We start from the raw sequence: 20335 nt of genomic DNA, 5'->3' as shown, positions 1-20335 counted from the left end.
TAAAAGTAAGTGAGGGGGCAGTCTGTAAACCGCTGCCTGGGAGCACCCCGACAACGGCGGCAGTTCACGTCGGATTGATACGGCAAAAAACGCCGGTCGCGAATCCTACTGTCCAATCGGCGCCGCGGGCGCTTTCTCCCATCCCCCACCCAACGCCAGAAACAGATTGATCTGCTGCATGGCCACCTGGGTATTGGCCGCGGCCAACTGCGCGCGCATATCGGTGTAGGTTTTGGTGGCCTGCAAATCCGCCAGGAACGACGCACGCCCGGCCTGGAAGAACTGATGGGTCTGATTGGCCGCCTGCTGCGCCGAGTGCTCGGCATCAGCCAGGGCATCGCGGCGGTCGAGCAAGGCGCTGTATTGCACCAGCCCGGTCTGGGTTTCCCGGACGGCGTTAAGCACCACGCCATCGAAATGCGCCAACGCCGCTTGCGTGCCCGCCTCGGCTTCACGAATGCGGGCCCGCGCGCCGTTGGTGGGAATGGTCCAGCTGATCAACGGACCAAAGCCCCAGCGGTTGGTCGCCGGCTCGCCGAGGTGGTCGAGAATGCCCACGGTTCCAACGGTCGCACCGATGCTGATGTTGGGATACAGCTGCCCGGTCGCCACGCCAATTTTGGCCGTGGCGGCGGCCAGGCTGCGCTCAGCCTGACGGATATCCGGACGCCGTTTCAGCAACTCGGCACCATCGCCCACCGGCAATAGTTGCGCGATATGCGGCAGCTCGGCGCAGTCGCTGACACCGGCCGGCAATTGGTTCACCGGCTTGGCCAGCAGCATGGACAAGGTGAACAGGCCTGCCTGTTGCGCCGCGTCGTAGCGGGGCATTTCAGCGCGCAGGGATTTGAACTGCGTTTGCGTGCGTGTCACCTGGGTTTCATCACCGCGCCCGGCATCGCGCAGGCGCTGCACCAGGGTTACGCCTTCTTCCTGCAGGTCCAGCGACTGCTGGGCGATCTCGCGTTCTTCGTTGGCGGCGCACACTTGCGTGTAGGCGCGCACCACTTCAGCCACCAGGGTGATTCGGGCGGTATCCGCTGCTGCTTGAGCGGCGTCGGCATTGGCCTGCGCCGACTCGATGCCGCGCTGCAAGGTGCCCCACAAGTCGAACTGGTAGGAAGTGCTGATCGAGCCACTGCCGATATTGGCCACCGGCACTTTCTCTTCCAGCAGAAACGCTTCGCCAGACTCTTGCAAGCGCTCGGCGCCGAACCTGGCGCTGCCACTAAAACCGCCTTCGGCTTGCGCCTCTTCCACTTGGGTGCGGGCACGGGCCAGGTTGGCCGCGGCCACGCGCAGGTCGGTATTGGACGCCATGGCCTGCTGCACGAGCAGATCCAGACGCGGGTCCTGGTAGAGTTTCCACCAATCTGCCGGCACCGGTGCCGACACCACGTCGCTATTGCCGCTCGCCAGTTGCCCTTGCAAGTCGGCGCGCTGCACGGCGGCGTTCTGGGGCAATTGATAATCCGGGCCAACGGCCTGGCATGCCGACAACACCAGACCGAAGCCGGCCGCCGTTAGTAAACCGCGCGCTACCTGGCGGCTCATTGCGCGGTCTCCGCCTTCGGCTGGCTGTCTTCGATGATCGACACCGTGGCGGTTCGCCCGGCAATCATGCGGAAGTCTGCCGGGACCTCATCGAAGGCGATACGCACGGGAATGCGCTGGGCCAATTGCACCCAGCTAAAGGCCGGGTTCACGGTGGGCAGCATATTGCTGCCACTGGTGCGGTCGCGGTCTTCCACGGCGGCAACGATGCTCTGCACATGACCGCGCAAGCGGGTGTTGTCACCCAGCACGCGGATATCCACAGCCTGGCCAATGTGGATGTGCTGGAGTTTGGTTTCTTCGAAATAGCCGTCGATATGGAACGACTCGCCGTCTACTACCGACAACACCGGCCGCCCCGCCGTCACGAACTCATGGGCACGCGGGGCACGGTCGTTGAGGTAACCGTCCACCGGGCTGCGAATCACCGAGCGCTCCAGGTTGAGCTTGGCGGCGTCCACCGCCACCTGCGCAGCGGCTACCGCCGACTGGGCACGGCTTTCGCGCGACTGGCTTTCTTCCAACTGCTCGCGAGCAACCAGATTGCCCAAGCCACGGTTACGTTTGGCTTCGCGCTGCGCCTGGGCCAAGGTTTCTTTCTGCTCAGCCGCAGCCGCTTCGGCCTGACGCAAGGCCAGGGTGAAGCGGTCCTGGTCGATGGTGAACAGCACATCGCCGCGTTTGACCGGCTGGTTGTCATGCACCTCGACCTTCTGAATCAGCCCGGACACATCCGGGGCAATCTGGATGATGTCGGCGCGGATATGGCCGTCGCGGGTCCAGGGCGCAAACATGTAGTACATCACCATGCGCCACACCACCACGGTAGCCAGGGTCACCATCAACAACGTCAGGACCACACGGCCCAAGGTCAACATAGGTTTTTTCATAGCATCAGGCTTCGGCAAATAGCATCCACCGCACCGAGCAGCACGGCGTAGAGACCAACGTTAAACAGGGCCCGGTGCCAGACCAGGCGATAGAAGTGGGCACGGTTCAAAATGCCGTGCACCAGCAGGTACAGCACATAGGTGAAGGCCATCATCACCAGCAGCGTGGGCAGAAATACCCCGCTGATATCCAGATCACCGATCACAGGGATGCTCCATCAATGCCGTAGGGCAGTTGTTCATTCGCCTCACCGGGTTCGACCAGCACTTCAGCGCCGGGCAACAAGGCCAGGCGTAGCCCGCTCAAGGCCAGCAGGCTATTGACCCGTGCATCTTCGGCCTCGCTGCAGGCGGAAAAATTGATCGCGCGGCGGGCGCGGTCCATGGTCATCAACAGCCCCTTGGGCGCGGGCAGGCGTTCGCCGGCTTTCAGGCAGGCGCGAAAATATTCGCCCACCTCGGCCACCACGTTTTGCAGGTGGGTTTGTGCGCCGACCGGCAGGCGCGGCAGGTAGGCCAGTACGTCCAGCAGGCAGAGCGCCACGCGCAAATCGCGCAGTGCGCCGCCGGTGTCCTGGCCGGTCTGGGTCAAGCGCGGCAGGTGCTGCATCAAGCGGTCGAGCATGCGCACGCCCATGCGCCGGTGTTCGGCCAGGGTTGCCGGCTGCGTGAGGGCGACGATGTCGCGCCAGCTGAAACGCGTCATGCGCCGGGCCGCTACTTCCACGCCGAACGGGCGCATCACCAGGGTCCAGACAAAGGCAAACAGCAAGCCCACCGGGCCGGCCAGGTTGCTGTTGATAAAGGTCATGAAGTTAGCGTCGTAGGTGCCCTGAATGCTGATAAAGGACGAGGTGTTCACCAGCGTCAGCAGCATGCCCAGGTAAAAACGCGGCTGCACGGTGAGCGTGCCGATGCAAATAAAGGGCACGGCAAAGGCCAGCACCAGCATCGGGAAGTCGTGCAGGTTGGGCAGAATCAGAAACAGGTAGAGGCTGGCGAACAAGGCCGACAAGGCGGTCCAGAAAAAGAAGCGATAGATCTGTGGCGCCGGGTCGTCCATAGCGGCAAAAAAGCTGCAGGCTACGGCGGCGAGAATTACCGCGCTGCCGCCATCGGTCCAGCCCAGGCCCATCCACAACAGCGAGGCGACGATGATCGCGCTGATGGTGGAGAACACCGAATACAGCATCAGGCCGCGGTCGAAAAACGGCGTGAGACGGCCCAGTCGCCAATGGCGATACACCGCTCGCCAGGGGGTCTGATCGTCCAGCAGAATCGCGTGTTGCAGGCTGCGGCAGTCTTGCCACAAATCGACCCATTCACCCAGGCGATAGAGCGCGTTGGAAAGCAGCAGCTGGCGGCGCTCATCAAGTGCCTCGGCAGCTGGTTGCAGCGCATCGAGTTGCTCACGCAGCGCTTGCCAACGCGCAGGCGCTGCGTCGGCGGCAGTGCTTAGCAGCCACTGTTGGGCCTGCTTCAGAAGCGGCGCCAACAGGGAAACCAGATCCGGCGAGCGGCGTTCGATGGCAATCAGGGCATCGTCGAGGCCATCGATGACCGGCAGCAGATGAATCATCCGCCCCCGCAGCTCCTTGGCGTTGCGCACGGTCTGCGGCCGGGCGCCTTCGTGGGGCAATTGGCCAATCATCAACTCCAGGGTGTTGAAGCTGGCGACCATGGCGGCGCGCAGGCTACCGACTTCGGCAGGTGCCGAGCCGCGGCTGAGAAAATGCTGGCTGTAGCGCGTGGCGTCGGCAAACCAGGCACCAGCGGCATCCATCAACACCGGCGCCAGACGGCGCGGCCAGAACACGGCGCCGACGACGGCGGCGCAAACGATGCCGAGGAAAATCTCCTGGGTACGCGACGAGGCGATATCGAACACCGCGCCTGGGTTATCCACAACCGGCAAGGCAATCAGCGGCAGGGTGTAGCCCGAGAGCATCAGCGCGTAGCTATTGGCGGTGCGCAGGTTCAGCGACAGAAAGAGTAAGGTGCCGGTCCACAGCGCCACAACGATGGCCAGCAGCAAGGGCGTTTGCACAAACATCGGCACAAACAGCACCGCCGCCGCCGCCCCCACAAAAGTGCCGACCGCACGGTACAGCGCCTTGGAACTGGTGGGGCCAACAAAGGGGCTGGAGACGATATACACCGTCGCCATCGCCCAATACGGACGCGGCATCTGCATGATCATGGCGATATACAGCGCCAGCATAGAGGCACCAAAGGTGCGCACGCCGTAGAACCAGTCGCGGGCCGGCGGCATACCGGCGAAAAAACCCGTCATGACGACGCTCCGCTGCTTTGCTCACTCTGGCTGTGGCGCCCGGCCTCCTCGAACGCACGTACAACGCGCAGTGCGGCTTCGAGGTCAGCCGGAGAAATGTCCTGCAGCACTTCACGGCGCAGGCGCACCAGCTCGCTTTCGATGGCTTCGGCCAGCTCGCGACCACGCGGGGTCAGGCTCAGCGCTTTGGCGCGGCGGTCGTCGGGGTCTTCGCTGCGGCAGACAAAACCGGCGCGGCACAGCTGGTCGAGCAAACGTACCAGCGACGGGCTTTCCAACCCGGCAGCCTGCGCCACCGCCACCTGCCGCACGCCATCGCCCAGGCGCACGATCATCAGCAGTGGCACTGCGCAGGCTTCGGAAATGCCGTAGTTGGCCAGCGTGGTCTGGCAAATGCGTCGCCAATGGCGGGACGCCGTCACCATGCCGCTGCTGATATTGAGCTGAAGCGCTTCGAGGGTCATTGAGGGGAACGCGAGAATTTAATTAGTTAGCAAGCTAATTGTATTCTCGGAAATTTCCGCTCGTCAATTACCGCATGGAGGCTTTACAGGATTATTTCAGGGAGGAAGTTGCAGGTATTCCGGAAGGTTTTAGCGCTATGCCAAAAAGCCCTGAAAGCGCCGGAATCAGGCGCTATGCAGCCTGTTTTCGGGGTTGTTTTTCGCCTGGAAGTTATCTATCTTTTCGCCCACTGTGTTGCCGGGCTTGCGAATGAATCGCGAGCAAATCCGACAACCAGTCCAGCCCTCGTATCGAGGCTGTCATTAACTAAAAGCTCCAAGGAAATAAGATATGTCGAATCGTCAGAACGGTACCGTCAAGTGGTTTAACGACGAGAAAGGTTTTGGTTTTATCACTCCAGAAAGCGGTCCGGATCTGTTCGTACACTTCCGCGCAATCGAAGGCGACGGCTTCAAGAGCCTGAAAGAAGGCCAGAAAGTCAGCTTCGTTTCGGTACAGGGTCAAAAAGGCCTGCAAGCGGATCAAGTTCAAGTAATCGCTTAATCCGAATGCTCAACAAAAAGCCCCGCTCAGTGCGGGGTTTTTTGTTTCTGGCGTTCGGCGGCGCTGCCTTGAATCTGGTTTTTGAATGTTCCTGAACGTAGGGCGAATATCCGCCCAGCGGATATCCGCCGGGGCCCTCACACCAATTACGAAGGCGGATATCGCCGCGGCAATATTCGCCCTGGCACGTGCAGTTTTTTCTCCGGGCTGCTTTTGCAGTAAAGTGCCTCGCGCTTTTCACCCACCGCGAGCTCCGCATGTCCAAACGTCTGCTTCAGCCTCAGGGCGACTTTCTCCCGGCCGGCCTGCTCCGCCGCCTTGCCGCGATGTTCTATGACTTTCTGTTGTGCGTGGCCATCGCCATCGTCACGGGCCTTTTGTACCAACAGGTCGTGCTGCGCCTGATTTTCGGCAGCGAGCGTTTGCTGGAGTTGGCCAACAACAAAGCACTGGATGTTGATCCGGTGCTCTCCACCGTTGTGCTGTTCACCATTTTTGCCTTCTTCGCCAAGTTCTGGACCCACTCTGGCCAGACTCTGGGCATGCAGGTATGGGGCGTGCGCGTGCAAAACGCCGATGGCAGTGCCATCAGTCTGTGGCAGGCGCTGCTGCGGTTTATGGTATCGATTGCCTCGTGGCTGAGCCTGGGCCTGGGTTTCTTCTGGATGCTCTGGGACAAGCAAAAGCGCAATTGGCAGGACATCTATTCCGACAGCCGCCTGGTGCATATTCCGAAGAAGAAAAAAGCCCCGTAGGAGCGAGCTTGCTCGCGAACCCTGGAAAGAACCCCTTCATTTTTGTGCGCAAGCTCGCTTCTACAAAACAGGCAGGCATAAAAAAGCCCCGCACGTGGCGGGGCTTTTTTATGCGTTGCGAATCAACCGGCGCGCCGCAACATCCAGAACCCGGCAATGGCGCAGATCAGGCTCGGTATCAGCACCGCCAGCAACGGCGGAAAGCCAAACACCAGGCTCGAAGGTCCGAGCAAGTCCTGAGCAATCCGGAACACAAACCCCACCAGCACGCCGGTAAACACCCGCTGGCCGAGGGTTACCGATCGCAGCGGCCCGAAAATGAACGAGATGGCCATCAGCACCAAGGCAGCAGTCACCACCGGCTGCAGCACTTTGGTCCAGAACGCCAACCAGTATTTGCCATTGGCCAGGCCTTGATCGGCGAGGTAGTGGATATAACGCCACAGCCCGGTGACCGACAGGGACTCGGGCTCCAGCACTACGGTACCCAGCAATTCCGGGGTGAGCTGCACGTCCCAGCGTTCGCTCGGCGTCTGCACCACTTCGGTGTTGCGCTCGTGGAACAGCGTGGTGGCAACGTCTTCCAGTTGCCAGTGATCGGTCTGGTAGTGGGCTTTTTTGGCAAAGCTTGATGATTGCAGGTGACGCTCCGCGTCGAATTTGTAGCGCGTTACGCCGTACAGCACGCCGCCCGGTTGCACGGCATTGATATGCACAAATTCATCACCCTGGCGGTGCCAGACACCGCGCTTGGAACTCTGCGCTTCGCCCCCGCCCTGAGCCATGGAGCGACTGGCCTGGCCGATGTTCTCGCTCCAGGGGGCCAGGTATTCGCCAATAAGAATGCCGGCCACCATCAACACCAGCATGGGCTTCATCACCGCCCACACAATGCGACCCACCGAAACGCCAGCGGCACGCATGATGGTCAGTTCGCTGTTGCTGGCCAGACTGCCCAGGCCAATCAGACAGCCGATCAGCGCCGCCATCGGCAGCATGTCGTACACACGCCGCGGCGTGGTGAGGAAGATGTACCAGGCTGCGTCGCCCAGGCCGTAGCTGCCCTGCACGTCGCTCAGTTCGTCAATGAAGGCAAACAACAACGCCAGGCCCACGATGATGCCCAGCACCGACAAGATGGCGAAGAACACATTGATGCCGATGTAGCGATCCAACTTAACCATGCGCCAACTCCCGCGCCATGCGGCGACCCGCCAACTTCAGGCGCAACGGCTCCCAGAATTGCAGCATCAGACCAATCAGCAAGAACAGCCCATGTACCCACCACAAGCCGACGCTCATGGGGATCTTGCCCTTGTCCAGAGCGCCGCGAGCGGCGATCAGCAACGACAGGTAGGCCATATAAAGAAGAATTGCCGGCAGCAGCTTGAGGAAGCGGCCCTGGCGAGGGTTAACACGCGACAAGGGCACCGCCAGCAACGTAACCACAAACACCAGCAGGGGAATCGAAATCCGCCATTGCAGTTCGGCCTGCTTGCGCGGCTCGTCGCTGCCGATCAGCTCGCGGGTAGGCAGCGCTTCACGCTCGCTGATATCGCTACTGACTTCCGGCTTCACCAACAACACACCATAGGTGTCGTACTTGATGGCACGGTAATCGGCGGCGCCGGGGTTGCCGTCATAGCGGTAGCCATTTTCCAGAATCAGGTAACGGCTGCCATCTGGCTGGATTTCCTGGCGGCCCTTGTCGGCCACCAGCACGGTAATGCCGCGCTCCTTGTCACCGGCTTTGGACAGGCGTTTTTCCGAGATAAAGATGCCGCCCAGTTGGCTGCGGTCATCCGACATTTCCTGGGTGTAGGTCACCCGCGTGCCGCTGCGCATGGCCTGAAAGCGCCCGGGCACCAGGGTATCGAACTCGGTCAGGGCATCTTGCTCATTGAGAATCTTGGCTACCTGCGCAACGCCTTGCGGCGCCAGGCCCAGGCTCAGCCAGGCCACCAGCACAGCCACCAGCGTGGCAGGTGCCAGGGAGTAGGCCAAAAGGCGTTGCTGGCTCATGCCGGTGGCGGCCAGCACGGTCATTTCGCTGTCCAGGTACAGACGCCCGTACGCCAGCAAAATGCCGAGGAACAAGCCCAGCGGCAGAATCAGCTCGAGAAAGCCCGGCATCCGAAAGCCCATGATCAGAAACAACACACTCGGGTCGAGTGCGCCAGAAGCTGCCTGAGCCAGGTACTTGATAAAACGACCGCTCATGATGATCACCAGCAGCACGGCACTTACCGCGCTGAGGGTCAACAGCACTTCACGGGACAGATAACGGAAGACAATCAAACCAGACACTCCAGGGTTGTCAGGCTCAGGCGGCTAAGCTCAAACTAGCCGACCTGTTGCCAGCCCAGTAAAGGCCAGCGACCAAAAATTTGCAGGTGTGGCAACGAAACCAACGCGGTTCACGCCTGCCGAACAACGACAAGGACGCGGAGTTTACTAGAGCCAGCTGCGCAGTCCGAGCCCGTTTTTCAAAGGTTTTATCTCGCCGCGCGGTTTTCACACCGATAGAACGCGGCATTATCCTGTAATACCTACCGGTTGTCTTGGGGACTCCTCGCCATGGAATTTGTTGTTAAGAACGCACGTCCAGACGCACTGAAAACCGCCACCCTGGTAGTCGCCGTCGGCGAAGGCCGCAGCCTCGGCGCCGCCGCGCAGATTCTCGACGTCGCCAGCAATGGCGCGATCAGCACCGTACTCAAACGCGGCGATCTGGCCGGCAAGGTCGGCCAAACCTTGCTGCTGCAAAGCCTGCCCAACCTCAAAGCCGAACGCGTGCTGCTGGTGGGCAGCGGTAAAGAGACCGAGCTCTCTGACCGCCAACTGCGCAAATTGATCACCGCCGTTCAGGGCGTATTGAAGAGCCTGGGCGGCAAAGACGCTGTGCTGGCCCTTGACGACCTGCAAGTAAAGGGCCGCGACGCCTACAGCAAAACCCGCCTGCTGGTCGAAACCCTGGCCGACAACCAGTACAGCTTCGAGCAGTTCAAGAGCCAGAAAACCCCGGCCCGCGCCCTCAGCAAAATCACCCTGCTGACCGAGAAAACCAGCCTCGCCGACGTTGAACGCGCCAGCCAACAGGCCCAGGCGATTGCCGCCGGCATGGCCTTCACCCGCGACCTGGGCAACCTGCCGCCGAATATCTGCCACCCCACTTACCTGGGCGAACAGGCCAAGGCACTGGGCAAGGCGTACAAGTCGCTGAAGGTTGAAGTACTCGATGAGAAGAAACTCAAAGAGCTGGGCATGGGTTCGTTTCTCGCCGTAGCCCAGGGCAGCGTGCAACCACCGCGCCTGATCGTGCTGCAATACAACGGCGGCAAGAAAGGCGACAAGCCGTTTGCCCTGGTCGGTAAAGGCATCACCTTCGACACCGGTGGCATCAGCATCAAGCCGGCCGCCGGCATGGACGAAATGAAGTACGACATGGGCGGCGCCGCCAGTGTGTTCGGCACATTCAAAGCCGTGCTGGAAATGCAGTTGCCCATCAACCTGGTGGGCGTGATGGCCTGTGCCGAGAACATGCCCAGCGGCAGCGCCACGCGCCCGGGCGACATCGTCACCACCATGAGCGGCCAGACCGTCGAAATCCTCAACACTGACGCCGAAGGCCGCCTGGTGCTGTGCGATGCCCTGACCTACACCGAACGCTTCAAGCCACAGGCCGTGATCGATATCGCTACCCTGACCGGCGCCTGCATCGTCGCCCTGGGCAGCCACACTTCGGGCCTTTTGGGCAACAACGACGAGCTGCTGCAACAACTGCTCGCCGCCGGCCAGACCGCCGACGACCGCGCCTGGCAACTGCCGTTGTTCGACGAATACCAAGAGCAACTCGACAGCCCCTTCGCCGATATCGCCAACATTGGCGGGCCGAAGGCCGGCACCATTACGGCGGCCTGCTTCCTGTCGCGCTTTGCCAAGCAATTCAGCTGGGCGCACCTGGATATCGCCGGCACGGCATGGGTCAGTGGCGGCAAGGACAAAGGCGCCACCGGTCGCCCGGTGCCGTTGCTGACCCAATACCTGCTGGACCGCGCTAAGGTTTAATACCCGACGCAAACCCTGTAGGAGCGGCTTCAGCCGCGATGCTCTTGAACGCATCGAAGCTGAAGCCGCTACTTCGGGGATACGATTTTCACGACTACAACGAAATCACCATGCCCCGCATCGAATTCTACGTGCTCTCCTCCACCGCCCCCGCCGAGCGTCTGCGCGCGGCCTGCCAATTGGCGATGAAGGCCTGGCGCCATGGCATGCCGGTATTCATGCGCGCCAGTGACGAAGCGCAATGCGCCGAGGTGGACGAACTTTTGTGGCGTTTCAAGGCCGAAACCTTCGTACCCCACAGCCTGCACCGCGACGCACCCGATGCGCCGGTGGTGATCGGCCTGGACGACGAACCTGCCGCGAGCCAGGGCTTGCTGATCAATCTCAACAGCAGCCTGTCGCCCCATGTGCAGCGGTTCAGCCGGGTGATCGAGATCGTCAACCAGCAACCCGAACAACTGGCGAGCTCGCGGGAAAACTTTCGTACCTATCGCCAGCAGGGTTACGACCCCAAGCGCGTTGAACTGTAGCCAGAGCCATGGACACTCCAAAACCGCCACAAAAGCCCAGCCACTTGCTCGACGACCTGGAGTCGATCCGTGAGTTTCTGAGCAACAACGAACCTGCCGGCATCGATACCACAGATCAATATCTGGACCTGCCGCTGCTCACCGATTCGGTGGAGTTGGGCCAGATTCCGCTGCTCTCGGAAATCGTTGCACCGGCAACGCCGACGCCGCCGGCTCAGGCGCGCCCCACTATTACCGCTGCCCCGGCGCACACCCCGCCGCCGGCCGTGCCGCGCCCGGACCCATCGCCCGCCGCCGTAACACCGGCCGGGCAGGCGCCTACGATTGCCAGCGCTCCGGCAGCCATCGCGCAACCTGCTGCTGCAACTAGGCCCCAACCACCGCAAGGCCTGGCGCAGACCGTGCAACGCAGCGTGGAAAGCAGCAACACCACCAGCGACCTGCTGCGCCTGGACGGCGAACTGCGCGCTGCCGCGCAGCTTATTCTGCAAGACGTGATCGACGACTTTGTGCCGCAGATAGAGGCCGAGCTTAAACGTCGGCTCGAAGCACGTCTGACCCGGTTGTTGCCGCCGCGCAAGAGCTGACCGCCCACTGCGCGGGGAAAATCGAGATAGTGACACCAACTTCCGTCGTCCCAGCGCAGGCTGGAATCCAGAATTCCCAGACGGGCGCGTTCTCCTGAATCACTCTGGATCCCCGCCTGCGCGGGGATGAAGGAGCAGGCCCCATCAGTACCGCTTCCCCCGCGTATCACGCGCATTACCCGCCTGCGATCAACCCCGTTATACTTGCCGGCTTTCCGATTAGCTGCCGAACAGGGTCCCGATCCGCATGGACAAGACGTACCAGCCCCACGCCATTGAAACCTCCTGGTACGAAACCTGGGAGTCGAAGAACTATTTCGCCCCGCAAGGTAGCGGCGACTCCTACACCATCATGATCCCGCCGCCGAACGTCACCGGGAGCCTGCACATGGGCCACGGCTTCAACAACGCGATCATGGACGCACTGATCCGCTTCCGCCGCATGCAGGGCCGCAACACCCTGTGGCAGCCGGGTACCGACCACGCCGGTATCGCTACGCAAATGCTGGTGGAGCGTCAGATCGGCGCCCAGGGCCTTAGCCGCCACGACTTGGGCCGCGACAAATTCCTGGAAAAAGTCTGGGAATGGAAAGGTCAGTCCGGCGGCAATATCAGCCGGCAGATCCGTCGCCTCGGCTCCTCGGTGGACTGGAGCCGGGAAAAATTCACCATGGACCCCGACCTGTCCGAAGCCGTACAGGAAGCCTTCGTTCGCCTGCATGAAGACGGCCTGATCTACCGCGGCAAGCGCCTGGTCAACTGGGACACCAAGCTGCACACGGCGATCTCCGACCTCGAAGTGGAAAACCACGACGAGAAAGGCTTCCTGTGGAACCTGCGCTACCCGCTGGCCGATGGCGCCAAGACTGCCGATGGCCTGGACTACCTGATCGTCGCCACTACCCGCCCGGAAACCCTGCTGGGCGACAGCGCAGTGGCCGTGCACCCGAGCGATGAGCGCTATCAGGCGCTGATCGGCAAGTTCGTCAAACTGCCACTGGTGGGCCGTCTGATCCCCATCGTGGCCGACGAATACTGCGACCCCGAGTTCGGCACCGGCTGCGTGAAAATCACCCCGGCGCACGACTTCAACGACTACGAAGTGGGCAAACGCCACAATCTGCCGCTGATCAATGTGCTGGACAAAAACGCCGCCATCCTCGGCCGCGCGCAAGTGTTCAACATTGACGGCAGCGTCAACGACACCTTCGAAGCCAGCCTGCCCGCGCAGTACGCCGGCATGGACCGTTTTGTTGCCCGCAAGCAGATGGTGGCTGACCTCGACGCCCAGGGCCTGCTGGAAAAAATTGACGACCACGCGCTGAAAGTGCCCAAGGGCGACCGCTCCGGCACCGTCATCGAGCCGTGGCTGACCGATCAGTGGTACGTCTCCACCAAGCCGCTGGCCGAAAAAGCCATCGCGGTCGTGGAAAGCGGCGAAATTCAGTTCGTGCCCAAGCAGTACGAAAACATGTACTTCAGCTGGATGCGTGACATCCAGGACTGGTGCATCAGCCGTCAGCTCTGGTGGGGCCACCGCATTCCGGCCTGGTACGACGAAGCCGGCAAGGTGTATGTAGGCCGTGACGAAGCCGAAGTGCGCGCCAAGCACAACCTCGGCGACATCGCCCTGCGCCAGGACGACGACGTGCTCGACACCTGGTTCAGCTCGGGCCTCTGGACCTTCTCCACCCTCGGCTGGCCGAACCAGACCGAAGCGCTGAAAACCTTCCACCCCACCGACGTGCTGGTGACCGGTTTCGACATCATCTTCTTCTGGGTAGCCCGGATGATCATGCTGTCCACCCACCTGACCGGGCAGATTCCGTTCAAGACCGTGTACGTGCACGGCCTGGTGCGCGATGGTCAGGGGCAGAAAATGTCCAAGTCCAAGGGCAACGTTCTGGACCCGCTGGATATCGTCGACGGCATCGACCTGGACACCCTCCTGGAAAAACGCACCAGCGGTTTGATGCAGCCGAAGATGGCGGAAAAGATCGCCAAGCAGACCAAGGCTGAATTCCCCGAAGGTATCGCCAGCTACGGCACCGACGCCCTGCGCTTTACCTTCTGCTCGCTGGCCTCCACCGGCCGCGATATCAAGTTCGACATGGGCCGCGTCGAGGGCTACCGCAACTTCTGCAACAAGCTGTGGAACGCCGCCAACTTCGTGATCGAGAACACTGACGGCCAGGAGACCGGCGTCAACGGTGAAGAAGTCGAGCTGTCGTCGGTCGACCGCTGGATCATCTCGCAGCTGCAACGCACCGAAGCCGAAGTAACCCGCCAACTGGACAACTTCCGCTTTGACCTGGCCGCGCAAAGCCTCTACGAGTTTGTCTGGGACGAGTACTGCGCCTGGTACCTGGAGCTGGTCAAGCCGGTGCTATGGGACGAGAACGCGCCCATTGAACGCCAGCGCGGCACCCGCCGTACCCTGGTGCGCGTCCTGGAAGTGATCCTGCGTCTGGCCCATCCGTTCATGCCGTTTATCACCGAAGAAATCTGGCAGCGCATCAAAGGCGCCGCCGGCGTAACGGGTGAAACCATCATGCTGCAAGCCTGGCCGGTGGCCAACGACGCACGCATCGATGCTGCCGCCGAAGGCGATATCGAGTGGGTCAAAGCCCTGATGCTCGGCCTGCGCCAGATCCGCGGCGAGATGAATATCTCCATGGCCAAGCGCATCGACGTGTTCCTGCAAAACGCCAGTGCCGAGGACCAGCGTCGTCTCACCGACAACGCGCCGCTGCTGAACAAACTGGCCAAGCTCGATAACGTCACGGTGTTGGCTGCCGGTGCCGAAGCGCCGATGTCTGCCACTGCGCTGGTGGGCGAGATGCAGGTGCTGGTTCCGATGGCTGGCCTGATCGACAAGGACGCCGAACTGGCGCGCCTGGACAAGGAGATTCAACGCCTGACCCAGGAAGTGGCCCGTGTTGGCGGCAAACTCGGCAATGCCGCGTTCGTCGACAAGGCCCCCGCCGATGTCATCGCCAAAGAGCGCGCCAAACTGGCCGAAGCCGAACAGGCGGTGGCCCAGTTCACCGAACAGCGCGGCCGTATCGCCAGCCTTTAAGCCCCCCTACTCGGCCCTGACTATCAGGGCCGAGTTGTTTCCAGAGCGCACACACGGATGGCCATTTCCCTGCGGTTTGAATCCACGTTGAAGTCCGACCGCACGCAAGTATGGCGCTGGATCACCGACGTGCGCTGCCTGCGCCGCGAAATGCGCCCCTGGCTGTGGATGAGCATTCCCTTTGGCGTGCGCAACCTGGAAGACCTCGACTTCCAGCCCGGCAAGCCGCTGTTTACCAGTTGGCTATGGCTGTTCGGGCTGCTGCCCCTGGGCGTCTCGAAACTGACCTTGCTGCAACTCAACCCCGGCATCGGTTTTATCGAACAGTCGCCCATGACCGGCACTCGCCTGTGGCGCCACGAACGTAGCCTGGAAACCGGTGCCAACGGCGGCACACGCGTGATTGACCAACTCACCGTTGAACCGCTGTTCGCCGGCTGGCTGGTAGAGGGTTTTCTCAAGCTGTTTTTCGCCAGCCGTCACCGCGCCTTGCGCGCCCGTGACCGCAAGCAACTGCACTGAAGGAACAAGGCCATGGACGTGAGCAAAACCAAAAGCAGCTTCTACCGCCGCCTCTACGTGGCCTGGCTGATCGACAGCGGCCAGGCCAGCACCGTGCCTGCGCTGATGGACGCTACTGGTATGCCGCGTCGCACCGCGCAAGACACCCTGCTGGCTCTGGCCGATCTGGATATCGACTGCCAGTTCGCCCAACAAGCCGGCGAGCGCAACAACGCCGGCCATTATGAAATTCGCAGTTGGGGCGCTATCGACAAACAGTGGATAGGCGCGAACCTGGCGCAGATCAAACGCGTATTGGGTTACCCCTGATGTCCCCGAAGAACCCCGCCGAAAAAAAGCCCGTGCTGCACCCGCGCAACCGCCATCAGGGCCGCTATGACTTTGCCCAGATGATCAAGGCCAGCCCCGAGCTGGGTGCTTTTGTAATCATCAACCCGTATGGCAAAGAGAGCATCGACTTCGCCAACCCGGCGGCGGTAAAGGCCTTCAACCGCGCCTTGCTGCAGCAGTTCTACGGCGTGCGCGGCTGGGATATTCCGCCCGCTTACTTGTGCCCGCCGGTGCCGGGGCGGGCCGATTACCTGCACTACCTGGCCGACCTGTTGGGTGCCAGCCACGATGGCGTGATTCCTCGCGGCCCTCGCGTGCGCGGCCTGGACATTGGCGTTGGCGCCAACTGCATCTACCCGCTGATTGGCCAGCACGACTATGGCTGGCAGTTTGTCGGTGCGGATATCGATCCGCAGTCGCTGGCCTCGGCGGCGGCGATTCTCAAGGCCAACCCAACCGTTGCTGCTGCCGTCGAGCTGCGTCAGCAGGCTGACCCTGCGCATATTTTTCAGGGCTTGATCGGCAGCCAAGAGCGCTTCGACTTCACCCTCTGCAACCCACCGTTTCACGCCTCGCTGGACGAGGCCCGCAGTGGCAGCCAGCGTAAATGGAAAAACCTCGGCAAGCTCGACCCCAGCCGTAAATTGCCCGAGCTAAACTTTGGCGGGCAAAGCAACGAACTGCACTGTGAAGGCGGCGAGCTGGCGTTTATCAGCCGCATGGCCGACGAAAGCGCCGCTTTCGCCGAGCAGGTGTTCTGCTTTAGCACCCTGGTGTCGAAAATCAGCAACGTCGCCCTGTTGCAACAACGCCTGCAGCAGATTGGCGCCGGCGATATCCGCGTCGTGGACATGGCGCAGGGGCAAAAACAAAGTCGCTTCGTGGCCTGGACGTTCCTCGACAAAAACCAGCGCCGCGCGTGGCGCAAGGCCCGCTGGGCTTGACCACCCCGCTGGCCTGCACATCTGGTTGCCCGGCCCGGCCTACCGCAAGCCCAATCCTACATACATCCCTCCTCGACTGACTGAGCATCGCTGCCTGACGGCCTTCGGCCTTTTTCCCTCAGGAGCTAGCATGTTCACCCCGCGTCTACTTACCCTAATTGTCCCTCTTGCTCTGGTTTTGGCTGGTTGCACCACGCCTGCTCACCAAGACTCCCGCCTCGTCTATGCGCAAATCCTCGAGCAGCAGGCTGAGGAAACACGTGAGCAAAACAAGTTCACGCCCAAACTGGTGTCGCTGCTCGCGACAGACACCGGCTCAGGCAACTACCTGTTTCGCGGCAACATGCCCATCAACGGCCACGAATTCAGCTACAACGAATTGCGAGCAGCAATGAAAGAAGCGGCCCCCGGTGGAGTGCTGCCTGAGCAGTACTTTCTGATCGATATCAGCCTGGTCAACAGCATCAACCCGAACGAAGCCGCCGATCTGGCCATCGAACGGCAGTTCTGGAAGGTCAACAGCCACCTGGGCCAAGTGATCAACCATCCGGTGTATGGCAGCCTTACCTCGCCCAATGACTACCCTGCAGAGGTGCGTAAAAAACTGGAGAGAATTCCTACCCTGAGCAGCACCGACGTGCTGCTGGAAAACATCCAGAGCCTGTTGCTTGCCAACCAGGCAAACGCGCGGCCCCTGGTGCTGTATATCCATTGCGAGGCGGGTAAGGACCGCACCGGTGAGGTGGCTGCTGCTTATGCCATGAAGTACCAGGGCATTTCTTACCTCGATGCCTACGCCAATGCCAAGCGCATTGCCGGGCGCGAACTCAGCCGCTTCAGCCGCAACGAACTGCAGTGGTACGCCTACTACTTGCGCGAGGTGCAGAAGGTGCCGAGCATTGGCGACATTCGCTAACCGCATTGCGAGTCAAGCCCCTCGCCCGCTAGCGGGCGAGGGGCTTGACGCTTAAGTGCTTGGTTCGACCCGCCTCTCTCCCTCAGGGACAAAGCCTCGAGGCCAATCAGGCGGTGGTTTTCACCAAGGTGGCACTGGGCACGCCGAACAACAGATCGAACCCCCACTGAAAGACAAATGCGTACAGCAGAAAAAACAGCATCAGCGAAAAGTCAGTGGCCAACGCCTGCCACCAGCCGATATTCAAGGCCCACACCAGCATCGGTACCGTCATCAGCAACAAGCCCAACTCAAACGTAACGGCGTGCAGCACCCGTCTGCTCAGCGTGCGCCTGGGATTGCGCCGGCGTTTCTCCCACGCCTCAAACAGGCTGTTGAACACCATATTCCACACCATGGCCACCAGGCATAGCGCCAACGCCAGTGCGCCGGACAGCACCATACCCCCTTCAAACACCCAGGCCATGGCCGGAGTGATAAAGAGCAGCGCCACCAGTTCATAACTGACCGCCTGCACTACTTTGCGTTTTTTGCCCTGCATCACCGCGTGCTCGTACTTGCCAATGTGTGGCCACCCTATTTCTAATAGCCTGAAACCTTAAGTCAGCTTATTTCAGGAAAACTGATAGATGAGCTTAACCAAAGACGCGGTGCAGGTTTTTCTCGCGGTGCTCGACAAGGGCTCCTTTTCAGCAGCCGCGCGCAGCATTGGCCGCGTGCCCTCGGCCGTCAGCATGACCATTGCCAACCTGGAAGCCGACCTCAATCTGGAGCTGTTTGACCGCCGCGGTCGCGAGCCGCAGCCCACCGCGGCGGCGCTGGCGTTGCAAGCCAAAGCGCGTTTTATGTTGCAGCAGTTCGAGCTGTGGGAAGCCCAGGCCCTGGCGCTGTCCACCGGCCTGGAAAGCTGCCTGTGCCTGGCCATCGCCCCGGAGCTGTTGGCTTCCGATTGGGCCACACCACTGGCCAGGTTGGCCGAACGCTTTCCTACGCTGGATGTGCAAGTGCTGGCCGCCCCGGAGGCCGATGCTATCCGCATGCTGCATGAGGGTCGGGTGCAACTGGCGTTGGTCTTCGAAAACCCCAACTTCGACAGCCGTGAGTGTTGCCAGGAAACCACCCAGGAAACCCTCCTGGCAGTGATCGCCCCGCACCACCCCGCCATCGTCGGCGGCCGCAAGCTGCGCATCGACGAACTGGCCGAGCACCGCCAGATAGTGGTCGCCGGTCGTGATCCCGAAGCGCTGCAACCCCGTTTCCTCCAGGCTCACCACCATTGGCGCACCGACAGCCATACCGCCGCCCTGCGCATGATGCAGGCGGGCCTCGGTTGGGGCTATTTGCCGGAGTCGCTGGTACGCCCACAACTGCACGCCGGCACGCTGGTGGAGCTAGCGCTCACCAACATTTCCCAACTGTCGCTATGGGTCGATCTGGTGTGGTCCAACAGCAAGCCTCTGGGGCTTGGTGCACAGCACTTTATCGAGCTGGTGCGTGAGCAACGTCAGGCGGCTGTCAGCGTTCCGTCAGTTGGCAAAACTCGCACTAAATCAGTGCGTTAAATTGGTCTGCCGAAGCGCCGCCGTTCTGATAGCCTGCGATTTCCAAAGGCTGGCACACGCAGGTGAATACATGAGCAAGGAGACCGACCGCATGGCTGTAAACGCCCGTCGAGTCCATCCCCTCTCCTGTGTTTTTTTCACCCTGGCCTTCGCCTTTCCCTGCCTGGCACCCGCAGAGCCGCATAACACGCTGGGGGTTTTGCGGGTACTCACCGAACACTCGCCGCCAGGGGAATACCAGGAGCCTTCCGGTCGGGTCACCGGCCCCACTGCCGAGATGGTGCGCGAGCTGATGCGCCGAGCGGGTGAGCGTGCCGAAATCGAACTGCACCCGTGGAAGCGCGGCTACGAATACGCGCTGACCAACCAGCAGGTCGCCCTGTTCGAAACGGCCCGCACCCGTGACCGGGAAAAACTGTTCAAGTGGGTAGGCCCAATCAAGCGGATCTCCCGCGGCCTCTACGCTCTGGAAGAAAATGCCCAGCCGCTGAACAACATGGAGCAAGCCCGCGAGGCCGCCGGCATTTGCGCCTACAACGGTGACAGCAGCGCCGACATGCTGCAGCAAAAAGGCTTCACCAATCTGGCCCTGCCCACCCTGCCAGAACAATGCCTGAGTATGTTGCTGCACAAACGGGTGGCCATCTGGGCCACCAGCGACATCGAGAAAAACGCCTTTCTTGCCACCGTCGGCCTGCCCTCTCACACCATCAAGCGGGTGTTGGAGCTGGACATCCGCGAGCTGTATATCGCCTTCTCGCTGGCCACCCCGGACAGCACCATCGAACGCTGGCAAAAGGTGCTCGATGAAATGAAACGCGACGGTACAGTGGCGCGGTTCTACCGCGGCACCTACTCGCAGGAACAGATCGACTCCGTGAGCGCGGTCGAATAACCGTCAGGTCATGCCCTTGCCCACGGCCTGACGCACGTGGATACCCGTCGGGTCGAAATCCTCCAGACAGAACACGTTGATGCCGAAATGATCCGGCATCGAGCGCTTGCGGTGGAACGGATAGATGCCGCACACCTTGCAGAAAAAATGCCGTGCAACGTGGGTATTGAATTGGTACTCGGTCAGCGCGTCTTCGCCGGCCAACAGCTGAAAACGGCTTTCATGCACCGCCACCATTAACGCGTTTTTACGCCGGCAGATGGAGCAGTCGCACTGCGTCAGCTCGGGGAAATCCGTTTCAATCTGAAACCGCACGGCGCCGCAGTGGCAGCTACCCTGGTATTGCTGCAAGGGGCGATGGCCCATCAGTGACCTCCTTTTTTTACCTTGTAGGCTGCGCTA

The 20335-nt window shown here is 61.3% G+C and carries 21 protein-coding genes; 12 read left to right on the top strand and 9 right to left on the bottom strand.

What is annotated here, in order from left to right:
- Positions 1-105 precede the first annotated feature (105 nt).
- Genes PKE98_RS04780 through PKE98_RS04760 form a run of 5 tightly spaced genes read right to left on the bottom strand, consistent with a single transcriptional unit; the run spans position 106 to position 5201 of the window.
- A complete protein-coding gene (locus PKE98_RS04780) occupies positions 106-1554 on the bottom strand; it encodes an efflux transporter outer membrane subunit (RefSeq protein ID WP_271194140.1) in 1449 nt (482 codons plus the stop codon).
- The gene (locus tag PKE98_RS04775) at positions 1551-2444 is read right to left on the bottom strand and encodes an efflux RND transporter periplasmic adaptor subunit (protein WP_271194139.1); all 894 of its coding nucleotides are present in this window, start codon (positions 2442-2444) and stop codon (positions 1551-1553) included. The genes PKE98_RS04780 and PKE98_RS04775 overlap by 4 nt, the downstream gene beginning before the upstream one ends.
- Positions 2441-2650 carry a DUF1656 domain-containing protein gene (locus tag PKE98_RS04770; protein ID WP_271194138.1) on the bottom strand — a complete coding sequence of 70 codons (210 nt, stop codon included), beginning with the start codon at positions 2648-2650 and terminating at the stop codon, positions 2441-2443. The genes PKE98_RS04775 and PKE98_RS04770 overlap by 4 nt, the downstream gene beginning before the upstream one ends.
- Positions 2647-4737 (bottom strand): FUSC family protein, encoded by a 2091-nt coding sequence (locus tag PKE98_RS04765; protein ID WP_271194137.1) that lies wholly within the window; start codon positions 4735-4737, stop codon positions 2647-2649. The genes PKE98_RS04770 and PKE98_RS04765 overlap by 4 nt, the downstream gene beginning before the upstream one ends.
- A complete protein-coding gene (locus PKE98_RS04760; protein ID WP_271194136.1) occupies positions 4734-5201 on the bottom strand; it encodes a MarR family winged helix-turn-helix transcriptional regulator in 468 nt (155 codons plus the stop codon). Before PKE98_RS04760 ends, PKE98_RS04765 begins: the two co-directional genes overlap by 4 nt.
- Before the next feature lie 331 nt (positions 5202-5532).
- Here PKE98_RS04760 and PKE98_RS04755 point away from each other — a divergent pair, with 331 nt between their 5' ends.
- The gene (locus PKE98_RS04755) at positions 5533-5745 is read left to right on the top strand and encodes a cold-shock protein (protein ID WP_271194135.1); all 213 of its coding nucleotides are present in this window, start codon (positions 5533-5535) and stop codon (positions 5743-5745) included.
- Positions 5746-6002: 257 nt separating this feature from the next.
- Positions 6003-6500 (top strand): RDD family protein, encoded by a 498-nt coding sequence (locus tag PKE98_RS04750; RefSeq protein WP_271194134.1) that lies wholly within the window; start codon positions 6003-6005, stop codon positions 6498-6500.
- 122 nt (positions 6501-6622) lie between these two features.
- On the opposite strand, the gene lptG is transcribed toward PKE98_RS04750, so the two are convergent.
- Together lptG and lptF are read right to left on the bottom strand one after the other, a co-directional pair.
- A complete protein-coding gene (gene lptG, locus PKE98_RS04745; protein WP_271194133.1) occupies positions 6623-7684 on the bottom strand; it encodes an LPS export ABC transporter permease LptG in 1062 nt (353 codons plus the stop codon).
- A complete protein-coding gene (gene lptF, locus PKE98_RS04740; RefSeq protein ID WP_271194132.1) occupies positions 7677-8798 on the bottom strand; it encodes an LPS export ABC transporter permease LptF in 1122 nt (373 codons plus the stop codon). Before lptF ends, lptG begins: the two co-directional genes overlap by 8 nt.
- A gap of 279 nt (positions 8799-9077) precedes the next feature.
- On the opposite strand from lptF, the gene PKE98_RS04735 reads away from it, so the two are divergent.
- The 8 genes from PKE98_RS04735 to PKE98_RS04700 all read left to right on the top strand — a co-directional run bounded on the left by PKE98_RS04735 (position 9078) and on the right by PKE98_RS04700 (position 17476).
- Complete coding sequence (locus PKE98_RS04735) at positions 9078-10568, top strand: leucyl aminopeptidase (protein ID WP_271194131.1); 1491 nt, start codon at positions 9078-9080, stop codon at positions 10566-10568.
- 110 nt (positions 10569-10678) lie between these two features.
- Positions 10679-11098 carry a DNA polymerase III subunit chi gene (locus PKE98_RS04730; RefSeq protein ID WP_271194130.1) on the top strand — a complete coding sequence of 140 codons (420 nt, stop codon included), beginning with the start codon at positions 10679-10681 and terminating at the stop codon, positions 11096-11098.
- An 8-nt stretch (positions 11099-11106) separates the two neighbouring features.
- Positions 11107-11685 (top strand): DNA polymerase III subunit chi, encoded by a 579-nt coding sequence (locus PKE98_RS04725; protein ID WP_271194129.1) that lies wholly within the window; start codon positions 11107-11109, stop codon positions 11683-11685.
- Between the two features lie 247 nt (positions 11686-11932).
- The gene (locus PKE98_RS04720; protein WP_271194128.1) at positions 11933-14764 is read left to right on the top strand and encodes a valine--tRNA ligase; all 2832 of its coding nucleotides are present in this window, start codon (positions 11933-11935) and stop codon (positions 14762-14764) included.
- Positions 14765-14821: 57 nt separating this feature from the next.
- Positions 14822-15286, top strand: a complete 465-nt coding sequence (locus PKE98_RS04715; protein ID WP_271194127.1) for an Rv1443c family protein — start codon at positions 14822-14824, stop codon at positions 15284-15286.
- A 12-nt stretch (positions 15287-15298) separates the two neighbouring features.
- Entirely contained in the window at positions 15299-15595 is a 297-nt protein-coding gene (locus PKE98_RS04710; protein WP_271194126.1) for a winged helix-turn-helix domain-containing protein, read from the top strand.
- Complete coding sequence (gene rlmF, locus PKE98_RS04705; protein ID WP_271194125.1) at positions 15595-16560, top strand: 23S rRNA (adenine(1618)-N(6))-methyltransferase RlmF; 966 nt, start codon at positions 15595-15597, stop codon at positions 16558-16560. Before PKE98_RS04710 ends, rlmF begins: the two co-directional genes overlap by 1 nt.
- Positions 16561-16690: 130 nt before the next feature.
- On the top strand, positions 16691-17476 hold the full coding sequence (locus PKE98_RS04700) for a protein-tyrosine phosphatase family protein (RefSeq protein ID WP_271194124.1): 786 nt from the start codon (positions 16691-16693) through the stop codon (positions 17474-17476).
- Between the two features lie 106 nt (positions 17477-17582).
- On the opposite strand, the gene PKE98_RS04695 is transcribed toward PKE98_RS04700, so the two are convergent.
- Positions 17583-18017 carry a PACE efflux transporter gene (locus tag PKE98_RS04695; RefSeq protein ID WP_271194123.1) on the bottom strand — a complete coding sequence of 145 codons (435 nt, stop codon included), beginning with the start codon at positions 18015-18017 and terminating at the stop codon, positions 17583-17585.
- 88 nt (positions 18018-18105) lie between these two features.
- On the opposite strand from PKE98_RS04695, the gene PKE98_RS04690 reads away from it, so the two are divergent.
- Both PKE98_RS04690 and PKE98_RS04685 read left to right on the top strand, forming a co-directional pair.
- Positions 18106-19038: a LysR family transcriptional regulator gene (locus tag PKE98_RS04690; RefSeq protein WP_271194122.1), complete on the top strand. Its 933-nt coding sequence runs from the start codon at positions 18106-18108 to the stop codon at positions 19036-19038.
- Between the two features lie 70 nt (positions 19039-19108).
- Entirely contained in the window at positions 19109-19933 is an 825-nt protein-coding gene (locus PKE98_RS04685) for a substrate-binding periplasmic protein (protein ID WP_271194121.1), read from the top strand.
- A gap of 3 nt (positions 19934-19936) precedes the next feature.
- On the opposite strand, the gene PKE98_RS04680 is transcribed toward PKE98_RS04685, so the two are convergent.
- On the bottom strand, positions 19937-20299 hold the full coding sequence (locus PKE98_RS04680; RefSeq protein ID WP_271194120.1) for a GFA family protein: 363 nt from the start codon (positions 20297-20299) through the stop codon (positions 19937-19939).
- Positions 20300-20335 lie beyond the last annotated feature (36 nt).

Source organism: Pseudomonas turukhanskensis, assembly GCF_027922365.1.
Taxonomy (GTDB): domain Bacteria; phylum Pseudomonadota; class Gammaproteobacteria; order Pseudomonadales; family Pseudomonadaceae; genus Aquipseudomonas; species Aquipseudomonas turukhanskensis.
This window is presented reverse-complemented; position numbering and strand designations above follow the sequence as displayed.